A 22,107-nucleotide genomic window follows, 5' to 3' on the forward strand; every position below is an offset into this window, starting at 1 on the left:
ATTCCGCATGGCTAAGTTTTACATGATTCAGTTTTACACGATTCAGTTTTAAATAGTTCAGTTTTACATGAGCAGGTTGAGATACATTGCCATTATTTCATCACCGACTAACAGTGCCACCCAACCCGCGAGGGCGAGAAAAGGGCCAAATGGTAGTGGTGCGCCGCGTAGACGAGGAGAGTAGGCCTGGGCAGCTAGCCCAACAATGGCCCCAAGCCCTGCGGAAAGGATCAAAATCAGCGGTAAAAAACTCCATCCCAGCCAGGCGCCCAGCGCTGCTAGCAGCTTAAAGTCGCCATAGCCCATTCCCTCTTTACCGGTGACCAGTTTAAATAGCCAATAAAAACTCCATAGTGAGAGATAGCCTAGCATGGCGCCGATAACGGCACTCGGCAGCATAAGTGGCTGGAAAAGAAGCTGAAACAGTAACCCTGCCCAAAGTAAGGGTAGGGTAATCACGTCGGGCAGTAGCTGGGTACGAAAGTCGATTACGGCGAGAGCTAACAGTATTAGGCAGGCGCCGTAAATGAAGAGTGATTCTGCAGTAAGCCCGTGGAGCGCCAGCACAGCCACGGCCAACAAGCCACCGGCTATTTCTACCAGTGGGTATTGAATGCTAATAGGTGCTTGGCACGCAGCACAGCGCCCGCGGCGTTTTATCCAGCCAATTAACGGTAGGTTGTCGTGCCATGCAATAGGGGTTTCGCAGCGTGGGCACATGGAGCCCGGCGTGGCCAGGTTAAAGCGCGGTGAGTGTTCGGCGCTAAGCTCAAGCGCTTCGCGGGCTTCGTTACGCCAGCCTCGCATAAGCATTACCGGAAGGCGAGTAATCACCACATTCAAAAAGCTGCCTAGACATAGCCCAATCAATAAAACAATTAACCACAGGATGATGGGAGGGTGATACATGTCGCTCCTTGGGTTTGTTTAAATTAGTTTCTTGCGAGTTTGAATCTTAGAGGGCGGAGCCTAAGTCGAAGATGGGTAGATACATAGAGACCACCACGCCGCCGACCAGCACACCCAGTACCACAATAATAATCGGCTCCATCAGCGAGGTGAGGGCATCGACCTTATTATCGACTTCCTCTTCATAGTAATCAGCCACGCGATTGAGCATGGCATCAAGCGATCCAGCCTCTTCACCGACGCTGACCATTTGAATCGCCAGGGGAGGGAAGCGGTTGGTCATTCGCATGGCGAAGTATAGCTGTTGCCCGGTGGCTACGTCCTGGCGCGTTTGTACCACCGCACGTTCATACACTTTATTGCCTGTGGCACCAGCGGCGGTATCCAAGCCCTCGACAAGCGGAACGCCGGAGACAAAGGTGGTCGCTAATGTACGCGAAAAACGGGCGATCGCAGATTTATGCATAATATCGCCAACGACCGGTAAGCGAAGCAGCAGTGCATGCATACGGTAAGCGACGCTTGGCGAGCGTTGAATGCTTATTTTGAGCAGAAGCACGGCAGCCACAACAGCGCCGAGCGCGGCTAGCCAATAACGCTGGGCAAGCTGGGATAAATTCACGGTCAGTTGGGTTAGTGCAGGGAGTTCTGCGCCAAAGCTTTGGAACATGCTTTCAAACTCAGGCACCACTTTAATCAATAGCAACATGGTCACGGCAACGCCAATCGTCATAACGGCGGTGGGGTACCAAAGGGCTTTCTTAACCCGCGCTTTCAGCGACTCAACTTTCTCTTTATAGGTCGCAATCCGATCGAGCATTTGATCCAGCGCACCTGACTGCTCACCAGCACTGACTAGGCTAACAAACAGCCGATCAAAGTGTTTGGGGTGACGGTTCAATGTATCTGAGAAGCTGGTACCCGACGATACATCGCTCATCATATGCTGAACAAGGGCAACCATAGCCGGTTTTTTGAGGCTCTCTGCCACTACTTGAAGTGCTTGCAGCAAAGGGATGCCAGCACGAATCATGGTCGCCATTTGACGCGCAAAGACCATGATATCGTTGGGGTTAATGCGACCGCTGCCGCCCAGGCTGCCTTTTTTACTAATCCGGCGGATAACAATATGTTGCTTGGTGAGTTCAGCGGCTACTTCGGCTTTACTACGGCCAATCATCTCACCGCTTAGCGCTCTATCTTGCGGGCCTTTACCACTCCATTTCCAGCGCGATAGCTTGATGGCGGGCGTTTGGCGTCGACGTGCCGTTTTAGCCATGCCTTACTCCTTGCTCACTCGGTTAACCTCTTCCAGGCTGGTAATACCCTGCATGACTTTCAGTAACCCACTGCGGTGCAGGCTTGGGTAGCCCTCCCTGCGCCTCTGCTGATCGATATCCAATGCGTTGGCATCGCGCATAATCAGTTGACGCATCGCTTCAGTAATCGGCACTACCTCATAAAGGCCAATTCGCCCTTTATAGCCGTGGGTACAGTGCTTGCAGCCTACCGGTTTGTAGATAGTCGCCTGTTGGATTTCTTGACTGTTGAAGCCCTCTTTGCGCAGCGCCTCATGGGGAATGTCAATGGGCTCTTTGCAGTGTTGACACAGTTTGCGAGCCAACCGCTGGGCAATAATCAAACTAACGGCGCTGGCGATGTTAAACGAGGAGACGCCCATATTAGCCAGTCGAGTCAGCGTTTTAGCTGCCGAATTGGTATGCACCGTGGAGAGTACCAAATGGCCTGTCTGGGCCGCTTTAACGGCAATTTCAGCGGTTTCAAGGTCACGAATTTCGCCTACCATCACCACATCCGGGTCTTGGCGTAGAAACGCCCTGAGCGCACTGGCAAAATCGAGGCCGATCTTAGGCAATACATTCACTTGATTGATGCCGGCGACTTTGATTTCAACCGGATCTTCAGCGGTGCAAATATTGCGCTCAACTTTATTAAGGATATTAATGCCGGTATACAACGAAACGGTCTTACCGCTTCCAGTAGGGCCGGTGACCAGAATCATGCCTTGGGGTTGTTTTAACGCATGTTCATAATAGCTTCGTTGTTCATCGGTAAAGCCCAGTTGCTCAATCCCCAGCTGTGCTGCGGTAGGATCTAGTATCCGCAGCACCAACTTTTCGCCATAGACTGTTGGCAGTGAGTTAACCCGGAAATCGAGAGAGCGGGTGCGCGAAAGCTTTAACTTTATCGAACCATCCTGCGGTAAGCGACGTTCCGAGATATCCAGTCGGGCCATAATTTTGAGGCGGGCCGCGATACGATTGCGCATGGCAAAGGGCGGCCGCGCCACTTCTATGAGCATCCCATCGACACGAAAGCGTATCCGGTAGAGAGTTTCGTAAGGCTCAAAATGGATATCGGAAGCGCCCCGGCGGATCGCGTCTAATAGGATTTTGTTGACGAACTTAACAATGGGCGCGTCTTCATTACTCTGAGAGGATGCTTCAAGCGGAATTTCACTTCCCTCGTTATTCTGCGCAATGCTCAGCGAATTAACCGCATCATCCAGCTCATCCAACTGATCAAGCATGCCCCGCCTGTTTTGAGCAAGGTAACTGTTGAGCGCGACCGTAATTTGATCAACAGGAGCGAGGATGCCTTCCACACTCAGGCCGGTCGCAAACTGCAACTCATCCAGTTGCGTCAACGTGGCGGGGTAGGGAACCGCAACCGTCAGGCGATGGCCGTGGCGCGCTAAGGGCAGAACGTTAAGGCTCTGCAGTACTTTGACAGGGTAATCAGAAGCGGGAGGCAGTGCGGTAAGCCGAACGGCCTCCAAATCTATAACCGGCAGTCCATACTCCCAGCCAGCCGCCAGGGTGGCTTTGTTAGGGTCGACCAGGCCGCTTTCGATCACATACTGAAGTAGCGATATTTCCAGATTCGACGCGGTTGTTTCCGCCGTGACGGCCTGGGCATCGGTCAACAAGCCGTGCTTAACCAAACGCTGGGCAATGCCGCGCAGGCCGCCACGTGCAGCGGCATGGCTTAACGTCGACCCAAAAGGGGGTTGGCTCATTCAAAAACCTATTTTACATCGTTTTAAGCGTATTACTTGTACCATAAACTAGTGTTTACAGGCATTAAATGGCTGGTAATCCCAATCCGCTAAAGTGGTAGTCGACTGGCCGATAACGCCCATAGCGCGTGTTGTAAAAACAGATCACGCAAGCTAATGTATCTTAATATTTTCTAATTCATTTTAAGGAATCACTGTCCTTACAACGGCTTGCCCTTCCTCATCAGGAGATGCCTTCATGCAGAGTGCTGCACAACCTATTACACAGAATGCCAAACAAGGTGGTTTCACTCTGATTGAGCTGCTGATCGTTATCGCTATTATTGGCGTTCTGTCGGCTGTGGCGGTGCCGCAGTACCAGTCTTATATTCAGCGAGCTGAAGCCTCATCCGCATATTCAACCCTGAAGTCCTTACAAACAGGATTTGATGCTGCGGTAGCCTCTGGGGTTAATCCTGCAACTGAGTTTCAAGCAGGGGATGAAAATAATGCGTTCGAAAACTATGTCGGTTTTAATGAAGATGATCTAACGGGTGGAAATACCCTTACTTATTCAGGTTTAAACTCCATTGCTCCTACAATTACCTTCAATTTTGGATCAATAGGAACTGCTGCATCTGGTGAAGAGAGTGCATCAAACACAATGTCAGTCACCAGAGATGCCAGCAGCGGCAGTTGGACTTGTAAGGCAACTATTCCTGGCAATATCCTTCCACGCGGCTGCCAAAATTAAACCGGTGATAAATTAAGTCAACAAGCTTGCTTTCACTTTTCAGCCGCTTTTGGGAGCGGCTGTTCTGTTTCCATACTTCCTCCGCATTTGTTCTCTACACTGTAAGTTCTGACCTTAAGCGAGGAGCTTACAGTGAAGCCCATCAAACTGATTGCCATAGGCGCGTTTGGCGCATTGCTGCTCAATAACGCAGCCTTCGCCCAGCCTGCCCATGCCCCGGCCCACGGTGCCCGTGATAAGGGCCAGCACCAGCAGCATGAATCTAACCGACATAGCCACTCTCGCGATGAACGGGTCGATTTACCGCGCATCAACGAACGTGAAATACGCCAGTTACTGCGCCGACATGACGCACCACGAGCCGAAGCGTTACCGCCAGGTATTCAGCGCAATCTTGAGCGTGGTAAACCGTTACCCCCGGGTATTGCCAAGCGATTTGATGGCCATCTAGCGTCCCAATTGCCGCGCTACCCAGGCTATGAGTGGGAGCGTGTCGGCGCCGATGTGGTGTTAATCGAAGCGGCCACACGCATCGTTGTGGATGTTTTGGTAGACGTTTTGCGCTAACCACTATCGCTGGAAGTCGGTTTGACTCGAAAATTACATCGCAGCGGCTTATGGTAGAGACTCATAGCATCATCGCGTTCTAAAGGGAGATTCAATGAGCGACCATACACTAGCCGCGCGTCTTGAAATTACTATCGCTATTGCTGAAGAAGCGGGGCAGATGATTATCAAGGCGCGGGAGCAGCAGGACTTTGCCCAGCGCTTAAAAAAGGATAACGAGCTAGTCACCGATGTGGATGTGGCCGTGGACAAGCTGATTAGTCAGCGCCTGGAGGAGCACTTCCCCGGTGAAGCGCGGCTGAGTGAAGAGCTTGCCCCCGAGAGCGCTTTGCATGAAACGGCGCCAAAGCTTTGGGTGGTGGATCCCATTGACGGCACGGTTAATTTTGCCCAAGGGCTTCGCCACGTAGCGGTCTCGATTGGCTGGATGGAAGCGGGTGTTGCCAAGGTAGGCGTTGTGCATGCACCGTTTTTAGGCGAGACCTTTAGTGCTGCCGAAGGCGCCGGGGCTTTTTGCAACGGCAAGCCCATACAGCCCAGCAATGCAGATTCACTGGCCCACACCTTGGTTGGTACGGGTTTTCCCTATCGCAAAGAGGAGCGGAAGCACCTTTTGAAGCGATTGGAAGCCGTGCTGTTTGAGTGCCAAGACGTACGTCGTAATGGCGCTGCAGCGCTCGATTTATGCGATGTAGCCTGTGGTCGCCTGGATGCTTATTACGAGAGTGTCTCGCCCTGGGATTTCGTTGCAGGCTGGGTTATTGCCCGCGAAGCCGGCGCACGGGTAGGGCACTTATACCCTGTGCCTTCAGCGGTGCCGGAAGATATTTACCCAGACCATTTAATCGTAACGGCCCCCGGTGTATATGACGCCATGGCCTATCTATTACTTGAGGCGGATCAACGTAAGCCATAAAGGACGATGAGAGTCATAGCGGTGTGTGACAAATACTTGAAAAGAAAGCGCTATAAGGGCTTTTCATTTATGCAAGAAACCGCTAGTATACGCACCGTCTTGAGGCAAAGATGTAGCGGCCAATAAAGACAGCGGAGCGTGGCGCAGCTTGGTAGCGCGTTGCAATGGGGTTGCAAAGGTCGCAGGTTCGAATCCTGTCGCTCCGACCAAAGATTATTAAAAACCGCCGATTTGGGTAAAACCAATCGGCGGTTTTTTGTTTGTCCAAGTTTTCGAATTATTAATCTAGAGTTATTAGTAGTTCCGCGCCTGGCACGTTTGCTGCTATGTTAACACCTGTATGGATTTACTCGCTGAAGCCACGTGCGTGCTGGCAGAGGTATATAAACAATGCCCTATGAAATCATGCTTAAGCGTATATATGCGCCGATAGAGGAGCACGACGGTGCGCGTGTCCTGGTTGATCGGTTATGGCCTAGCGGGGTGTCGCGCCACTCGCTGGCGTTGAACGAGTGGTACCCGGAGATAGCACCCGGCTCTCAACTATGCCGTCAATATCAACAGCAAGAAATCAGCACGTCACTGTTTCTTGAGCGGTACAGTAGTGAGCTGAAGGCATGCCCTGATAAGCTGCTGCCTTTAATGAGGTTCGCAAGAATGGGGCAGCTCACTTTATTAACCGCAGTGCGACAAATTGAGGATTCACACCTTCCGGTAATCAAAAGATTGACGCTATCAGCGCTTGAAGAGGAAGACGCAAGTGATAGTGAGTTTTGCTCTTCCCCCTGCTTGGCGCACACATTACCCACTTCTCAACGTTAGACCGTTTGCTTAACGCGTCATCATCTGGCTTGGCGATGACTGGATTGATGCCCCTGTAGGCCAGTGCGCCTAATGTTAATGGCTTAATAAGCCCAGATAACAGCAAACAATATACCCCACCCCAGAGCACTGGCAGCCATAATCGTATAAGTGGCCGAGATAGTTGCCACATCAAAGTCTTGATGCGTACACGTACAGAGAGCTTGTAAGCCGTGATAAATCAAGCTGCAAGAGATGCCCAGCGCAGCGAGTATCACCACTACGTTGAACAAGAGGTTGGGTACCCATAGTGCCAACGACGAGATGAATAACGGCAGTGGTGCAAGTACAGCGAGTAAATAGGCATCTTGATAGCTGATGGTTAACTCTTCGGTTCCGTTGACGACGGCATAGATTACCCAGCCGATAACGAAAAAACTCAGTAATTCCGCAAGGAAAATAATTGTAGTGATAAAACGCCACTCTCGGTGAGCAAAACCCGCCATAAACGCATCGCTGTAATGGGTACCCGCATAATAGAGCATTACTGGCGGCAACAGCGACATGGGTAAAACCACCAGCCACGCTAATAAGGGAATGGAGGGGGAGGAAGCCTGTAACTCTTTCCAGCCCTCACGATGGTTGAATGGCAATTTGAGAAAAGTGAGTGCCCTCATTTCAGGTTTCTCCTTAAGGCGCAAACCAAATGGTCTTTGTATCATGATGTGATATTATGTTTAAAAGACGCTATAAATTGTTGAGCAAGTGATAGTTGGTTATGTGGCAAAGAGAATTTAAAAAGGGACAAAAAAACAGATGCTTGATAAAAACGACTTTGAGCGGCTGTCGCAATTTCGTTACCGGCTGCGCTGTTTTCTTCGCCATAGTGAAGATATCTGTCGCCGCTATGGGCTGACACCCTTGCAGTATCAATTACTGCTACATCTTCGTGGTTTCCATGGAAGAGACTGGGCGACGGTGGGGGAGCTAGCGGAGCGGCTTCAATCAAAACATCATGGGGTGGTGGCGCTAGTTGACCGCTGTGAGCAGTTATCGTTGGTAGAGCGGCGGCAAGGGCGTGAGGATCGCCGCCAAATAGAAGTGCACTTATTGGAAGAGGGGGTGAACCGGGTAACGCAAATTGCAGAAGCTCATCAGCCTGAGTTGCGTCACTTACAGGAAGAGACGCCATTTCCTGGCTGGAATAACCCCTCTTAATGCAGAGCTGAAGTCGTCTGTTATAGCCAATATACATTACATGTCCTGGTTAGAAATGTTTTGGGCGATTAGCGTGTTTAGCCTTGAAGTGTGGGTGTAGTGGTCAAGTAAAACTGACCACCGCACTTCTGGATTGAGGACAGTACGGCTGCAAATTAAGAGCGCTATTAAGGGCATGATGTTTGCTGGTATAGGCACTGTCTGGATCTAGCCGACGCGGACAGTGCCCAGAGTTTCCCAGAAGTCTACCGTTCAGCGCTTGGCACCCTGTAATGCCTGCTCTTCGATATCTCTATCGACCGAAGAAACATAGTACTCGTCGTCAAAAGCGCCCTCTGGCTCCTTGAGCCATACCAGGCAGATCAGCCAGCTAATGAAAGCGCCAGTGGCGATGATGTAGAAGAACTGCGACGGAGTGACAAACGTAAAGATAGTCAGATAGACCACCGCGCCGACATTACCGTAGGCGCCGGCCATGCCCGAGATCTGCCCGGTGATGCGGCGCTTGATGGAGGGAATGATACCGAAGGTCGCTCCCTCTGCGCCTTGTACGAAAATCGAGGTGCCGATGGTCACCGCAATGGCCAGAATGAGCGGCCAACTCGAATTGAGCATGGCCATCAGCAAGAACCCAACGCTAATGCCAAACATGTAACACAGCATGACGAAACGGCGATTGCCCATACGGTCGGATACCATGCCGCCCATCGGGCGCGCCACCAGATTGACGAAAGCGAACGACGCAGCGATCAGGCCAGCCGTTGCGGCATTGAGCCCCCAGGTCTCCTCAAAGAACATGGGCAGCATCGACACCACCGCCAGCTCAGCACCGAAGTTGGCAAAGTAGGTGCTGTTAAGTGCGGCCACGCTGTTAAATGAGTATTTATCATCCTCGGGTACTCCCTGGCGCAGGATTGGCAGGTTGACCCGCAGAATCTGTACGATCTGGTAAATAACGATCGCCACGATGACTAAGTAAGCGACGACGGCACCGGTGACCGATAAATAGCCCATATACTGAATACGCCAGACCAGGATGGCGAGTACGCCGACCAGCGGGATCGTCCAGATGATCAGCTTGATCATATCGCCCCAGGAGCTCACTTCCATGGCGGCGGATTTGCGTGGCTTACGGTGAGCCTGGGCGTCCGGGCCATCAGTGATCGCGAACCAGTAGTAAACACCGTAAGCCGCCATAACAACCGCACTTTGCGCGATAGCCCAGCGCCAGCCATCGGGGCCGCCATACATACTCAGGGCGATGGTCGGCAGCGACATGGCCGCTACGGCGGAGCCGAAGTTACCCCAGCCAGCGTAGAAGCCTTCGGCGAAGCCGATGTCCTTGGGCTTGAACCACAGCGCTGTCATATGGATACCGACCACGAAGCTGGCGCCAATCGAACTCAGCACCAGACGCGCCACAAGCAGCTGCGTCATGCTGTTGCCGAAAGCAAACGCCAACGCGGGTATCGACATCGTCACCATAAGCACCGAGAACACCCGACGTGGGCCGAACCGATCCAGTGCCATGCCAACGATTATGCGCGCGGGAATAGTCAAGGCGACGTTGCAGATGGCGAACAGCTTGAGATCGTCCGTGGTCAGCCAGTCGACGCTCTTGAGCATGCTCGAAGCGAGCGGCGCCATGTTGAACCACACGTAAAAGGTAATAAAGAAGGCAATCCAGGTCAGGTGCAGGGCCCGGATTTCAGGGCTGCGAAACTTGAATACAGCGGAAACTTTCATGGTCGTATCGTCCTATGTCCCGATGGGGGTATGTCCCAAAGGTGGGTAGAGGCTGCTCAAGGGCTGGGTAGGATCAACAAGGGACACTCGGCGCGCCGGGCCAGAAACGAGCTGACGCTGCCGAAAGTCATGTAATCGAGTTCGTCGACGAAGTAAGTCAATGACTTGGCGATAATGCCGCCGTCCGGCTGGTGGCTATGGCGGGCAATCACCAGTAGGTCTGGCGAGAGTTTGCGGGTGGCCTGAAGCAGCATCTTGCGAGCGTCCCCCTCGGCGAGAAGCTGCTCGGCTTGAAAACCCTCGCCAGTTGCAAACGCCACTCCCTCCTGAAGGTGCTGTTTCAGCTCGTCCTGCTCCTGCTGAAACAGCGTTTCGTTGTTATCGGTGGCATCGAGTGGATTCTCCACCACACCGACCAGTACCAGCAGCGGCTGGTTGCAGCGGAACATGTTGACGACCTGGGCGAGTGCCAGCTTGGCGTTCCGAGAGCCGTCATAGGCAATCATGATTTTCATGGTGTCCTCCCGCATTGGGGTAGGGGGGTAAGACCCGGAGCTTGGCTCCGGGCGTAAACAAGCAAGCCGCACTCAGGGGTTCTTAACGTAGGCACCTTTGCGTAGGTAGAACCACCAGTTGATGACGAGGCAGATAGCGTAGAAGGCCGCAAAGCCGTACATGGCAAGTTCCGGTGTGCCGGCTTGGATTTGCTCGCCCATTACCCGCGGGGCGATGAAGGCGCCATAGGCCGCGACGGCAGAGGTCCAGCCAAGTACCGGGCCTTTCTGCTGCTGATCGAAAATCACACCGATGCTGCGGAAAGTGGAGCCGTTGCCGATACCACTGGCGGCGAATAGCACAATGAATAGCAGCAGGAATAGCCAAAAGAATTGATTGGGATCGGTGGCGTTATAGGCCTGCATCATCACATAGCCGGTGGCGATGGAGGCGACCACCATGATCGCAGAGATTATTTGGGTAACGATGGAGCCGCCCACTTTGTCGGAGATCCATCCGCCCAACGGGCGGATTAGAGCGCCCACGAAGGGGCCTATCCAGGCCCAGGTCAAAGCGCTGGGCGCCTCGGGGTTGGCCACGCGAATCAGCGTGCCATCGGCAGTCGCTTCCATCATGCTGCCGAAGATGACGTTGATGGAGAGCGGGAGGGCTGCTGAGAAACCGATAAAGGAGCCGAAGGTCAGGATGTAGAGAATGGTCATTGACCAGGTGTGCTTGTTGGAAAATATCGCGAACTGCTTCTGGATATTGGGCTTGATGTCGCCAGGAATCAGGCGCAACAACACAAGGGTCACAACGATGGTTAGCGGCAGGGCAATCCACATATTAAGCCAACCGAGCGCCAACATACCGATGACCGCGGTCACCATACCGACGCCGTAGAGGCCTAATATTTTGCTGAAAGCCGCCAGCGGCGAACCCGGGTTGGGCGTAACAGCGCGAAGATTGTTCATGCCGAACCAACCGGCGAACGCTAATGGGATCAAGAACACGAGCCAGATAAAGCCAGCATTCTGGATCCAGGTATCGGTACCGGCTTCGATCCGACCGATCAAGGTACCGCTGGCGCTTTGCAACTCCATTGGAGAACCGGCAATCGCGCCGAAGACGCCGACGGTCATTACCAGCGGGATCACAATCTGCATGGTAGTGACGCCGAAATTGCCCAGGCCCGCATTCATGCCTAGGGCGTAACCTTGCTGCTTGCTGGGGTAGAAGGTGGAAATATTGCTCATCGAGCAAGCGAAGTTACCACCGCCGATACCGGACAGCAGTGCCAACGCCTGGAATACCCAGAACGGCGTGCCTGGATTCATCAAGGCAATACCGGTACCGGCGGCGGGGATCATCAGCAGCGCGGTGGTCAGGAAAATAGTGTTGCGCCCGCCAGCGATGCGGATCATGAACGATGCTGGGATGCGCAGCGTGGCACCCGCTAGACCGGCAAGCGCTGTCAGGGAAAATAACTGGTTAACCGTGAACGGAAAACCCAGGTTCTGCATTTGAGTGGTGATCATTCCCCACATCATCCAGACAGCGAAGCCCATCAGCAGGCTGGGAATGGATATCCATAGGTTGCGGTTGGCGATGTGCTTGCCTTCCTGTTCCCAGAATTGGGCGTCTTCGACATCCCACTTCTCAATGTCGGCGTTTCTCTTGCTCATGTCGGTTCCCCCTTGGCATCAAACCTTTCTGCACTTAGCAGTTAGAAGGCAAGATACGCTTGAGGAAGAAATTGGGGAATAGGTGAAAATAGCAGCAAAATCAGCGACATACCTCTTGAGAGGTAGTCGCTAAAAAGCCCGGATTGATTGATTTTAAAGACAAAAAATCGAGAGGGGGTAAAGGCGGGTCAGAGCAAAAGTACGCTGGGAGTCTTTGGAGGTATCCACACAGAACCGATTAGTGATCGATACCTTCCTGGACTGCCCAGACGGCGGCCTCGACACGTGAGCGTAAGTTGAGCTTCTTGAGTAGGTGTTTGACGTGAACCTTGACCGTGCCTTCGGTAATATCCAGCTTGCGCGCGATGAGCTTGTTGGAGAGTCCCCCAGCAAGCTGTTGCAGAATTTCGCGTTCACGTTGGGTCAGACTGTGAATGTCGGGCGTGGAGGGCGCATTGCGCTGGTTGCGCAGGGCTTCAGCGAGTAGGGCGGTCAGGCTTTCGCTGATGACCATGCGGCCCAAGGCAGCCTGGCGCAGTTGGCGAACCATGTCTTCAGGCTCCATATCCTTTAACAGGTAACCGTCAGCACCGTTACGCAGCGCGGCGACAACATCATCCTCATGGTCGGAAACAGTGAACATCACCACACGGCCGCTATAGTTGGCTTCCCGTAGGCGGCGCAAGGCTTCTAAGCCATTGACGCCCGGCATGTTTAAATCAAGTAACACCAGGTCAGGCTCAAGTTTGAGGGCCAGGGCAATGCCCTCTTCGGGATCGCCTGTCTCACCAACCAGTTCAAGGTCGTCTTCTAGCTCAAGCAGCTGAATCACACCACGCCGTAGTAGCGGATGGTCGTCGATAATCATCAGACTGGCAGGTGTGTCTTTGGCGGTGGTCAGCGTCATTAAGAAGTCCCTGTACCTAAGTGAGAGTTGGTGGTAGCCGAAGCGGGCTGCTGCTGAATTAGGCGAGCAGTTAAAGGGGTAAAGTCTACCTCAACACTGGCTCCTCCGGCGGGGCGATTAGCGATGTTCAGTTGCCCATTCAGGGTAGTGGTACGGTCACGTATGATCACCAAGCCGTAATGCATTGGCGGTGAGCTATCGTCTTCCAGGCCGATGCCGTCATCCTCGATACGCACTAACAAGCGGGCATCGGCGAATCGTACGGTGACCTTAGCCCAATGGGCTTGGGCATGTTTGTGGGTATTGGCCAGTGCTTCACGAATGATCTGCAGTACGTGAATTTCTTCATTGGGATTAAGCAGATAAGGCGGCACATCGTAATCAAGCTCGACCATTGCCTCCATACGCTGGCTGAACTCATCGACGGTCTGGCGCAGGGCAAATTGCAGCCCCGGCCCCTCAAGTTTTAGTCGGAAAGTGGTGAGTAGCTCACGCAGTTGACGGTAGGCGCTGTTCAAACCGGTACGTAGCTCATCGAATACCGCAGACTGCGCCTCTCGGGTTGCCTCTTTTTGCTGCATGCGTTCAAGTCGGGCGACCTGCATCTTTAGGTAAGATAGCGATTGCGCTAGGGAGTCGTGCAGTTCCCGCGCGATGATGGTGCGCTCGTTGATCAATGTGACGTGCTGCTGCTCTTCGATACGCCGCTGCAGGTACACCGCCGTGGCCAGCTGGTCGGCTAACATGGTGAGCAGGCGACGCGTGCTATCGTTTAGCCGTTCCTGGGGATACCACACTTCCAGGGTGCCTAGCAGCGTATCGCCTACGCTGATCGGTAGCAGCAGGCATTGCGACTGGTTATTGGCCACCAGGTCGAGGGGGCGAGGATCAATCAGGCAGGCATGACAATCCTGATCGCGGCAGTACTCGGGGCGGGTACGCGAATGCGTTTCCAGTACCGGCATTGCGCGTTGATCGAAAGGGTCTTTTAACGAAAGCCGTATTGGCCCGATATTCAGTAGCTTTTCCAGTTCGCGTAGCATGGGAGCTGCGCTAGAGCAGAGGTCATTACCGCCGCCATACAGCGCGCGACTGGCATCATGCATCACCCGCAGCGCCTGATTGCTGCGCTCAAGCTCCTGTTTCTTGCGGGATACCTTGTCTTCCAACGCGGCGTAACTTGTTGCCAGCTCGGCAGACATCTTGTTAAAGGTATGGCCCAATAATGCCAGCTCGTCGCTACCGCGGAGCTGTGAACGCGGCTTGAAGTTACGCTGTGCCGCCTCTCGGGCCAGTACCATAAGCTGGCGCAAAGGGACTACCAGATTGTAGCGAACATCGTAGAGGGCGATGGCGACCACTATCGCAATCAACACTAAAAAAAGCACTTGCATCATGCCCAACAGCCGCACCTTGGCCTCGGTGCTCTGTTCCAGGTAGGTGACTAGCATCTCGATGTCATTGACCATCGCAACGATCATCGCTTCTCGCGTATCCAGGTCAAGCGCTGTGGCGGTGGACGGTGCTTGTAGAGCCGGGCGAAGCGTGTGCTGCCAGTAGGTTTGAAGTTTTTCCAGTTGACGTCGGCGCTCGTGGCGATCATCAGCGGGGATCGTTTGCTGTAGCGTTGTGCCATGCAAACGCTGATCAAAACGCGTTATCAGACCTTCGAGCTGCTCTTCACTCGCCTCTTCAGGGGCATACTCCAGGCGCTGCAAGGCCCCCAATATCTGATAGGCATTCATGCGTAATGAGCCCGCGACATTAATCGCGGCCGCGTCGCCACGGCTGCTGTTAGACATTGCCATGGTCAGGGTGATGCTAATGAGTGCCATACCGCTAATGGCAAGCAGAGACGCAATGATGCGAGCAACCAGGGAGCGTTGAAGTAATTTCATGGCAGTTCCGATAGCGCGGAAGGGGTAAGAGAGTGTGACAGTGTCTGCATCTTGATACGAGGGCTATTCCTTTGGGGTTAGTCGACCTACCTCCAATGCTTTTTGACCTACGTCAGGTATTTACCGACAATTCTGGCATGCCTTCCGATGTCTTTATACCCTCGTTGGGAAACGCCATGCCATCATCCGTGCCGCCTCCCACGTTGGAGACATCTACACAGCCAGTAAATGGTTACCAGTTACTGGTAGCCATGCTGTTAATGCCACTGGCAAGCGCCTTGGCGGTGGCTAGCTGGACACTTTACGCACTGCTCGCAAAGCAATCTCTCTATGTGCTGATACCGTTGAGTAGCGGTATGCTCCTGGCCTGGCCGGCCTGGTATATCGCCAGACGGGGCGACACCTGTCGCTTGATGCAGTGGCTTTTGCTGGGGCTCGCACTGGCGCTGGGTGGGTTTGGAGTGGCAAGCCGTCCTTGGGAGTTTTTGTTGGTGGGGGCTGGACTTGGACTGGGAGGTGCGGTGATTACGACTGGCATCGCCCACGCCAAAGGCTGGATGCCTGATCGCTGGGTGCTTCTTCTTGTAGCCCTGTGTCTCGCTATAAGCGCAGGCGTGGGGTTTTCCTTACGGATGACGCCTCTGGTAGTACAAGCCTATGGCTGGCGCGCCGCGCCACTCAGCCTCTTGATCCCGCTGTTTATGATCATGCTACTGCTGTGGCTTTTTGTAGAATCACCCGAGTAACGCCACCTACTAATCTTCCCGACTAGGGATAAGGCCTATTTTATGACCATAGCGACGTTTGCTGACCTACTGCAGGAAGCGCATAAACAACCTAAACCCCAGCGCCTATTGTTTGTGTTCGTTCGCGCAGAGCTGCCCGATTTCCCCGATGCTGAGCAGCGTCGTCGCTTCGAACAGGGCGAAGGTGGGGTGTTGGTGCCGGTGATATGCGTAGACAAATCGACCAAAGAACTGAGCAGCATGGCGGCCTTAGTCGAAGAGTCTCGCCGCACCGAGATCGAATGGGATCTGGTGTTCGCTGCGGCCATGGATGACCCAAAGGACGAAGCCGAGGTTGAACGGCAGCTCCAGCGCATGATGGAGTCACTGCAAATGGGTAATATCACTTCTTTTCTTGCCTTCGATCCACACGGCGATGCGGTTAATGTCGGCTAGGGGGTGACCATGGAGCACTATTTTCTCATCAAACACCTGCACATGACCGCCGCTGCGCTGAGCATTACACTTTTCGTGGTTCGCGCCTGGTGGTCGGTGCAGGAAAGCCCGCGACTCCACGCCCGTTGGGTCAAGGTACTGCCCCATCTCATTGATACGGCCCTGCTGGGGCTGGGGGTAACCTTGATGGTGCTGCTCTCCGTATGGCCCTGGCAGCTTCCCTGGCTTGGTGCCAAACTGCTGGCGCTGCTGGCCTATATCGGTATTGGCACCATTGCGATTAAGCGCGGGGCGACGCCAACGGTGCGAGCCTTGGCAGCGGTAGTGGCGGTGGCTATCTTCGCCTATATGGTGGGGGCCGCTGTTCATCACAGCCCGCTTTCCTGGCTAGCCTGAATTGCGGCTACTTTCTGCCTCACTCCTCACTCCTCACTCCTCACTTTTATTGCGTCATTGAGTGGGCGGCATGGCCGCTCCCTTCGTGGCGCCCGAGCTGGGCGAGTAATTCCAGGTCGATATCGTCATAGGCGATTATCTCGCCACCATGAACTTCTGCGAACTGCTCGGCACGCTCATGGCTGGAGAACGGCGCAAGGGTGTGGCCCATGCTGCCGCGCCGGTCATGGCCGACCACATACCAAGCTTCTGCTGCAGGGATAAAGGCATCGTCTTTAGGTGTTTCCCAGGGCGTCACGCCGACATCATGCACATAGGCGTGGCGCAGCTGGGTCTGATTTTCGGGCTGCTGGAGGAAAACAAACATCTCCAGCGTGGAGCAGAACTTGCGCGCGTCACTGTGGCGCTCCATAAACGCTTGACCTTTAGGGCCCTCGAATTCGGTGATAAACATGCCGCATACATGGCAGATGTCATCGCCGCTAATAGGTTGAGGTGGCATCCTTTCGGCACTGTCAGTGGCGTTGTTGCAACCGGTCAGGAGTAGTAGAGCAATAAGGGCTAGCGTGGGCATGGTCAATCCTCGGTAATAGATGATGTTAAGAGATGATGTTAAGCGGCATGACGGTGGAAGCGACGGACGGCTAACAGCAGGGGCATCACTACCCAAGCCAGCATTGCCAGGGGTGGCCAGGCAGAATGGAACGCGCCTTGCTGCGCGATAGCCGCGATACCACTTTCAAGCTGTGTGCTGTCGAACCCCGACAGGTTGATCAAACGAAAACTGTCGGTGGGATTGAGCAGCATCAGGTAGGGCAGCCAGTCGCCTCCCTGCTTGACGCCAACCAACAGGGCCAGCAGCACCAAATCGAATACCAACACGAACAGAAACCACACTCCCAGTGCCAGCCCGGCGGCCCGTGCCTTTTCGCTGACCGTTACGCTGATCAGGTAAGCAAAGGCCAAAAATACCCAGCCCAAGAGCACACTGCTGGTGATCAATCGTGCTAGGCCGAAGATTAGTTCGATAAGCGGTACGCCTTCTGCGCCCAGCGCGATAACGAACCCCGCGATACCAAAACCTAGTAGCGTGGCGACGGCCAGGATCATTCCATGGCCGCAGAACTTTCCAAACAGCAACGCCGAACGACTCAAGGGGTAGGTGAGTAGCAGTAGTAGCGTGCCGGCCTCCTGCTCACCAACAACGGCGTCGTAGGCTAGCATCAGCGCAATTAAGGGGATCAGAAAAACGGCCAGAGTAGATAAACTGACCAGGGTGGTGGCCAGCGAAGTGAAACCGAGACCGCCGCTCGCAGCGGCACCAAAATAGGCGATACCCATTGCCAGAACAGCAAGAATCACGGTGATCGCCAGTACCCAGCGGTTACGCAGGCCATCCTGGAACTCTTTGGCGGCGACAATGAACATGGCCTTCATGCGCTGGCTCCTGGCGTTAGCGAGGCGGGGCGAGTAGAAAAATGCGTGTAGAGATGCTCAAGCGTGGGCGGTGATAGCTCGATGTCGTCGATATTCGGCATGGTGGTTAACTGACGTAGCACCTGCATTTTATTTTCCGCGGGCACGTTGACCTCAACACAGCGCTCATTGATAGGGGTAGGCTCAAGACACATGGCTTTCCAGAGCTGAGACTGCATGGCCAGCAAAGTGCCGTGGATACGAAACGTTAGCGGTAGCTGTGCTTCTTCGCGCAGTTGTTCAAGGCTGCCCAGGGCCAGGCGTCGCCCTTTGCCCAGGATCAAGGCGCGGTCAATATAGGGCTCGATACCGGGCAACACATGGGAAGAGAGCAGCACGCTACAGCCGTTATCGCGTAGAGCTTTTACCGCTTGATAAAAGTCGCGGGTGGCAGCGGGGTCAAGGCCGGTAGTGGGTTCATCCAGCAGCAATAGCTGGGGAGATCCTAGTAAAGCCTGGGCTAGACCAAGGCGCTGGCGCATGCCCTTGGAGTAGGTTTTAACGCGACGGTCGGCGGCTTCGACCAGGCCCACACGTTGGAGCAGAGCCGCGACCTGATGGCGTTTGGCTTGCTTGAGCCGAGCGAAGTATGTGAGCACTTCGCGCCCGGTAAGCTGTTCATAGAAAGTGACGTTTTCAGGAAGATATCCCAACTGACGCCGCAGGCGTTCGGCATGTGGCCCATCTGGAGCGCCACCGAGGACGTCAACCTGGCCCGAGCAGGGCGCAATTAAGCCCAGGATAAGTTTCATGATGGTCGTCTTGCCAGCGCCGTTATGTCCCAGCAGAGCAAGCACCTCACCTTTTTCGATGGTGAGATCCATTTCGGCTAGGCGTACCAGCGCCCCGTGTCGTTTGGTAACGCGCTGTAGAGTTATCACTGGGTTCATGAAGCATTTCCTTCTTGGTCGGGCACGCTCATCAGTGGTGCGCTGTCCTTGACCCCCGGGGGACGAAACACCGGGAACTGGCGCTGTACCCAGCGTAGCGCCAGCACCGCTGGGCTTTGCATCAACAGGCGCGCAGAGGGGTGGCGCCAGAGAAGATGATCCATGGCGTCGTTAGGCTCGTGTGCCGTATCGCCAAAGCCATCGTTGTCCAGATCCCAGCCCAGGTAGTCGCTCCAGTAATTGCCCGACCAATCCTGCTCACGGGTGGCGACATACATGACTTGCTGCTTATTGGCGATGAAGGCATTGCCCGCCATGAGGTTATCCTCTGAACCGGCGGTGAGATGGATGCCGATGTCGCTGGCTGCGAAACGGTTATTCTCGATACGATTGAACTGCGAGTTGTAAACGAACAGCGCCTTGCCGTCGCCGCCAGCGAGACGGCCCTCGCCATCTGCTCCCAGGGGCTGAGTGACGCCTTCTACACGGTTGCCGCTCAACAGGGAGTCGGTGATGTTGTTCATCAAGATGCCGTAGTTGTCGTCTGCTTCCGAACGGTTATCAACGACTTCCAAGCGTTTGGATTGCATCAGGGCGTAGCCGGTTCGGGTTCGCTGGGTCAGGTTGCCTTCGAGACGATTGTCGAAGGAGTACATGTAGTGCACGCCATAGCGCAGGTCATGCAGGGTGTTGTCGCGCAGCACGTTGTGGCGGCTGCTGTCGAGATAGATGCCGTCGCGGGTTTGCGCAACATCGTTGGATTCGATCATCGAGTGGCTAACGTTATAGAGATGAATGCCGTTGCCGCGATCTTGGGAACGCAGTTGGGTATCGCCACGAATGGTATTGCCTATCACACTGACGTCATTGACAGCATCGAGCCAGATGCCGAAGCCAGGCCCGCTTAGCTGGTTATTTCGGATGGTACTACCGTGAGCGGAGGGCTCGACAAAAATAGCGGCCTCCAGTTCTGTCAGGTTATTCCCCCAGTCTTCAATTTGGACGCCTTCAAACATAATATCGGGAGCTGCCAGCACCACCGCATGGCCGTGGCCTCCTGCATCGAGGATGGCATGCAACTCGCCCCGGATATGCAGTGTGCGGTCAATAACCACACGCCCAGGGTAGCGCCCTGCAGGCAGCAGCAATTGATCGCCGTCGGTAGCCTGTTCGATCAGCGGCTGTAACGGCTCACCAGGCGTGGCGAGCCAGTCAGCGGCATAAACCCCGCTAGGCACCCAAAAAAGCCATAGCAGAGTCAGCAGGCAACCTAAATGGCCAGGGTGTCGTTTCATGGTGTTCTCCCGCAGCGGGCCGAAGGAATCGGCCCGCATTGTGTCGTCAGACTCCTGTCAGTGAGGCGTCAGGCGGGTTCGACTAGCATGCGACCAGTCATTTCCATATGCATCGCGTGGCAGAACCAGTTGCAGTAGTACCAGTGCACCCCGGGTTTGTTGGCGGTGAAGGTGACGCTAGCGGTCTGCTGAGGGCTGATCTCCATCTGCACACCGTGGTTGACCATGCAGAAGCCGTGGGTCAGATCCTCGACCTGATCAAGGTTGGTGATGACTACGGTCACCTCATCGCCCTGTTTGACCCTGAATTCGGTCAGGCCAAATTGCGGTGCGATGGAGGTCATGTACACGCGTACTTGATTGCCATCGCGGATTACCTTGCTTTCGCCTTCCAGGTTCACGCCATCCGCCTCGGCCATGGCCACGGTCTCGGCAAAGAAGGGGTCGTCTCGTGTCCATACTCGGCTCGGGTTGATCTGGTCGGCACGTACCAGAATGCAGTCGTGGGGCTCGGCATAAGTGGGGCCGTCATGCACCAGTTTCATTTCTTCCCCGGAAATATCGATCAACTGATCGTTTTCAGGGTGCAAAGGGCCTACCGGCAGGAAACGGTCTTTGGAAAACTTCGACAGCACTACCAGCCACTTGCCGTCGGCGTCCCGGGACTCGGTAAGGCTGGCGTGGTTGTGTCCTGGTTGGTAGTGCACGTCGAGCTTCTGACGCAGGTAGTTGACGTCTTCGCCATTGTAGTGGCGAATGGCATCCTCAATATTCCACTTGGCTACCTGGCTATCGATAAACAGCGTGGTATAGGCGTTGCCCCGGCCATCGTAGGTAGTGTGAAGCGGGCCCAAGCCCAGTTCAGGTTCACCCACGATGGTATCGCGCGGTTCGATACTGTCGTCGAACAGCTTAGGCAACTTGTCGATGGCGATGATCGAACAGGTGGGAGACAGCTTGCCGTTGGCGATGAAATATTTCCCATCCGGTGAGGTATTCACGCCGTGGGGGTTCTTGGGAATCGGAATGTAACGTGTCAACTGCGAACCTTTGCGCCCATCCAGCACCGGTACGCTTGATTCACCCAGGGTCTTGTAGCTCCCGGCCGCCACTGCGGCTTCAATCGCTTCAACATCGAACACTACGACCCAGTCGCGCTCGTTACGCATGGTTTCGGTCAGGGTCATGCCCTTTTCCGAGTTGTAGCAGGTAGAGGCGACGAAGCGGCCAGTATAGTCGGCATCTGTGTTGTCGAGGTTGCCATCGACGATCACCTGCCAAGCCACGTCCATGCTTTCAGCATCGATAGCGTTGAACATAGTGAAGTAGTTGTCGGGGGTCTCCAGGTCGCGGCCGTCATTGATCTGGGGGATCGGCAGCTCAGCATTGGCGAAGACGTACTTGGTGTAAGGCACTTTCTGCAGGCGCAAGCCGTGAATCGCCTGGACGTTGGGGATGGTTGTGATCTTATCCGTCTTCATGATATCGAGACGAATGCGCGCAACGCGGGTGTTAGCCTTGTCGTTGATAAATAGGTACTTGCCGTCGTAGCTGCCCTCGGTCATGGATATATGGGGGTGGTGGCAGTCGCCGTTGAGGAAATGGCTTGATTCGCCGAGTATCCGCTTCGACTCGTTGCTGATTCCCCAGCCGGAGGCGCTATCCACGTTGAACACTGGAATGCGCATCAGTTCGCGCATTGACGGCACGCCGAGTACTCGAACCTCGCCGGAGTGGCCCCCGCTCCAGAAACCGTAGTATTCATCAAGTTCACCTGGCGCAACCTCGATACCGTTGCCGCCAGCCGCCTGTACCTGCCGGCTGTTGAGCAGCGCCCCCGCGCCGAAACCTCCGGCCAGGCCTGCCCCGGCAACACCAGTAACGGCGGTATTACGCAAGAAGTGGCGGCGGCCGATGTTCTCGATATGGTCTTTTTTATCGCTCATGTTTGATT

The 22,107-nt window shown here is 54.5% G+C and carries 22 protein-coding genes and 1 tRNA gene; 9 read left to right on the top strand and 14 right to left on the bottom strand.

The window, feature by feature from the left end; genetic code table 11:
• Positions 1-63: 63 nt before the first annotated feature.
• From QT231_RS00385 to pilB, 3 genes are read right to left on the bottom strand one after another with little or no spacing between them, the layout of a single operon-like run.
• A complete protein-coding gene (locus tag QT231_RS00385) occupies positions 64-909 on the bottom strand; it encodes an A24 family peptidase (protein WP_308334984.1) in 846 nt (281 codons plus the stop codon).
• Positions 910-955: 46 nt separating this feature from the next.
• A complete protein-coding gene (locus tag QT231_RS00390; RefSeq protein ID WP_308334985.1) occupies positions 956-2,188 on the bottom strand; it encodes a type II secretion system F family protein in 1,233 nt (410 codons plus the stop codon).
• 3 nt (positions 2,189-2,191) lie between these two features.
• Positions 2,192-3,949 carry a type IV-A pilus assembly ATPase PilB gene (gene pilB, locus QT231_RS00395; protein WP_308334986.1) on the bottom strand — a complete coding sequence of 586 codons (1,758 nt, stop codon included), beginning with the start codon at positions 3,947-3,949 and terminating at the stop codon, positions 2,192-2,194.
• Between the two features lie 238 nt (positions 3,950-4,187).
• On the opposite strand from pilB, the gene QT231_RS00400 reads away from it, so the two are divergent.
• The 5 genes from QT231_RS00400 to QT231_RS00420 all read left to right on the top strand — a co-directional run bounded on the left by QT231_RS00400 (position 4,188) and on the right by QT231_RS00420 (position 6,987).
• Positions 4,188-4,682: a pilin gene (locus QT231_RS00400; protein WP_308334987.1), complete on the top strand. Its 495-nt coding sequence runs from the start codon at positions 4,188-4,190 to the stop codon at positions 4,680-4,682.
• A 132-nt stretch (positions 4,683-4,814) separates the two neighbouring features.
• On the top strand, positions 4,815-5,249 hold the full coding sequence (locus tag QT231_RS00405) for an anti-virulence regulator CigR family protein (RefSeq protein ID WP_308334988.1): 435 nt from the start codon (positions 4,815-4,817) through the stop codon (positions 5,247-5,249).
• Positions 5,250-5,343: 94 nt separating this feature from the next.
• Positions 5,344-6,165: an inositol monophosphatase family protein gene (locus QT231_RS00410; protein ID WP_308334989.1), complete on the top strand. Its 822-nt coding sequence runs from the start codon at positions 5,344-5,346 to the stop codon at positions 6,163-6,165.
• A gap of 132 nt (positions 6,166-6,297) precedes the next feature.
• Positions 6,298-6,374, top strand: a tRNA-Pro gene (locus tag QT231_RS00415).
• Positions 6,375-6,570: 196 nt separating this feature from the next.
• A complete protein-coding gene (locus QT231_RS00420) occupies positions 6,571-6,987 on the top strand; it encodes a DUF488 family protein (RefSeq protein ID WP_308335224.1) in 417 nt (138 codons plus the stop codon).
• Between the two features lie 83 nt (positions 6,988-7,070).
• Here QT231_RS00420 and QT231_RS00425 read toward each other — a convergent pair whose 3' ends face one another.
• Entirely contained in the window at positions 7,071-7,643 is a 573-nt protein-coding gene (locus tag QT231_RS00425; RefSeq protein ID WP_308334990.1) for a YIP1 family protein, read from the bottom strand.
• Positions 7,644-7,782: 139 nt separating this feature from the next.
• Here QT231_RS00425 and QT231_RS00430 point away from each other — a divergent pair, with 139 nt between their 5' ends.
• Complete coding sequence (locus QT231_RS00430; protein WP_308334991.1) at positions 7,783-8,184, top strand: MarR family transcriptional regulator; 402 nt, start codon at positions 7,783-7,785, stop codon at positions 8,182-8,184.
• A gap of 252 nt (positions 8,185-8,436) precedes the next feature.
• Here the strand turns inward: QT231_RS00430 and QT231_RS00435 are convergent, their stop codons facing one another.
• From QT231_RS00435 to QT231_RS00455, 5 genes are all read right to left on the bottom strand, one after another.
• The gene (locus QT231_RS00435) at positions 8,437-9,930 is read right to left on the bottom strand and encodes an MFS transporter (protein ID WP_308334992.1); all 1,494 of its coding nucleotides are present in this window, start codon (positions 9,928-9,930) and stop codon (positions 8,437-8,439) included.
• Positions 9,931-9,986: 56 nt separating this feature from the next.
• Positions 9,987-10,445, bottom strand: a complete 459-nt coding sequence (locus QT231_RS00440; RefSeq protein ID WP_064232881.1) for a universal stress protein — start codon at positions 10,443-10,445, stop codon at positions 9,987-9,989.
• A 72-nt stretch (positions 10,446-10,517) separates the two neighbouring features.
• Positions 10,518-12,110 carry an antiporter gene (locus QT231_RS00445; RefSeq protein ID WP_308334993.1) on the bottom strand — a complete coding sequence of 531 codons (1,593 nt, stop codon included), beginning with the start codon at positions 12,108-12,110 and terminating at the stop codon, positions 10,518-10,520.
• 238 nt (positions 12,111-12,348) lie between these two features.
• On the bottom strand, positions 12,349-13,017 hold the full coding sequence (narL, locus tag QT231_RS00450; protein ID WP_308334994.1) for a two-component system response regulator NarL: 669 nt from the start codon (positions 13,015-13,017) through the stop codon (positions 12,349-12,351).
• Entirely contained in the window at positions 13,017-14,915 is a 1,899-nt protein-coding gene (locus tag QT231_RS00455; RefSeq protein ID WP_308334995.1) for a type IV pili methyl-accepting chemotaxis transducer N-terminal domain-containing protein, read from the bottom strand. The genes narL and QT231_RS00455 overlap by 1 nt, the downstream gene beginning before the upstream one ends.
• A 176-nt stretch (positions 14,916-15,091) precedes the next feature.
• Here QT231_RS00455 and QT231_RS00460 point away from each other — a divergent pair, with 176 nt between their 5' ends.
• The 3 genes from QT231_RS00460 to QT231_RS00470 are packed head-to-tail and all read left to right on the top strand — an operon-like array spanning position 15,092 to position 16,492.
• Positions 15,092-15,661: a hypothetical protein gene (locus tag QT231_RS00460; protein ID WP_308334996.1), complete on the top strand. Its 570-nt coding sequence runs from the start codon at positions 15,092-15,094 to the stop codon at positions 15,659-15,661.
• Positions 15,662-15,703: 42 nt separating this feature from the next.
• Entirely contained in the window at positions 15,704-16,096 is a 393-nt protein-coding gene (locus QT231_RS00465; RefSeq protein WP_308334997.1) for a ribonucleotide reductase subunit alpha, read from the top strand.
• 9 nt (positions 16,097-16,105) lie between these two features.
• A complete protein-coding gene (locus QT231_RS00470) occupies positions 16,106-16,492 on the top strand; it encodes a SirB2 family protein (protein WP_308334998.1) in 387 nt (128 codons plus the stop codon).
• A 46-nt stretch (positions 16,493-16,538) separates the two neighbouring features.
• On the opposite strand, the gene QT231_RS00475 is transcribed toward QT231_RS00470, so the two are convergent.
• The 5 genes from QT231_RS00475 to nosZ form a co-directional block, all read right to left on the bottom strand.
• The gene (locus QT231_RS00475) at positions 16,539-17,066 is read right to left on the bottom strand and encodes a nitrous oxide reductase accessory protein NosL (RefSeq protein ID WP_308334999.1); all 528 of its coding nucleotides are present in this window, start codon (positions 17,064-17,066) and stop codon (positions 16,539-16,541) included.
• Positions 17,067-17,104: 38 nt separating this feature from the next.
• Positions 17,105-17,929: an ABC transporter permease subunit gene (locus tag QT231_RS00480; RefSeq protein WP_308335000.1), complete on the bottom strand. Its 825-nt coding sequence runs from the start codon at positions 17,927-17,929 to the stop codon at positions 17,105-17,107.
• Positions 17,926-18,858, bottom strand: coding sequence for an ABC transporter ATP-binding protein (locus QT231_RS00485; protein WP_308335001.1), 933 nt, complete (start codon positions 18,856-18,858; stop codon positions 17,926-17,928). Before QT231_RS00485 ends, QT231_RS00480 begins: the two co-directional genes overlap by 4 nt.
• Positions 18,855-20,153 carry a nitrous oxide reductase family maturation protein NosD gene (locus QT231_RS00490; protein WP_308335002.1) on the bottom strand — a complete coding sequence of 433 codons (1,299 nt, stop codon included), beginning with the start codon at positions 20,151-20,153 and terminating at the stop codon, positions 18,855-18,857. The genes QT231_RS00485 and QT231_RS00490 overlap by 4 nt, the downstream gene beginning before the upstream one ends.
• Positions 20,154-20,221: 68 nt before the next feature.
• Positions 20,222-22,099: a TAT-dependent nitrous-oxide reductase gene (nosZ, locus tag QT231_RS00495; protein ID WP_308335003.1), complete on the bottom strand. Its 1,878-nt coding sequence runs from the start codon at positions 22,097-22,099 to the stop codon at positions 20,222-20,224.
• Positions 22,100-22,107: the final 8 nt, after the last annotated feature.

This window comes from Halomonas sp. SpR1 (genome assembly GCF_031010175.1).
GTDB lineage: Bacteria > Pseudomonadota > Gammaproteobacteria > Pseudomonadales > Halomonadaceae > Vreelandella.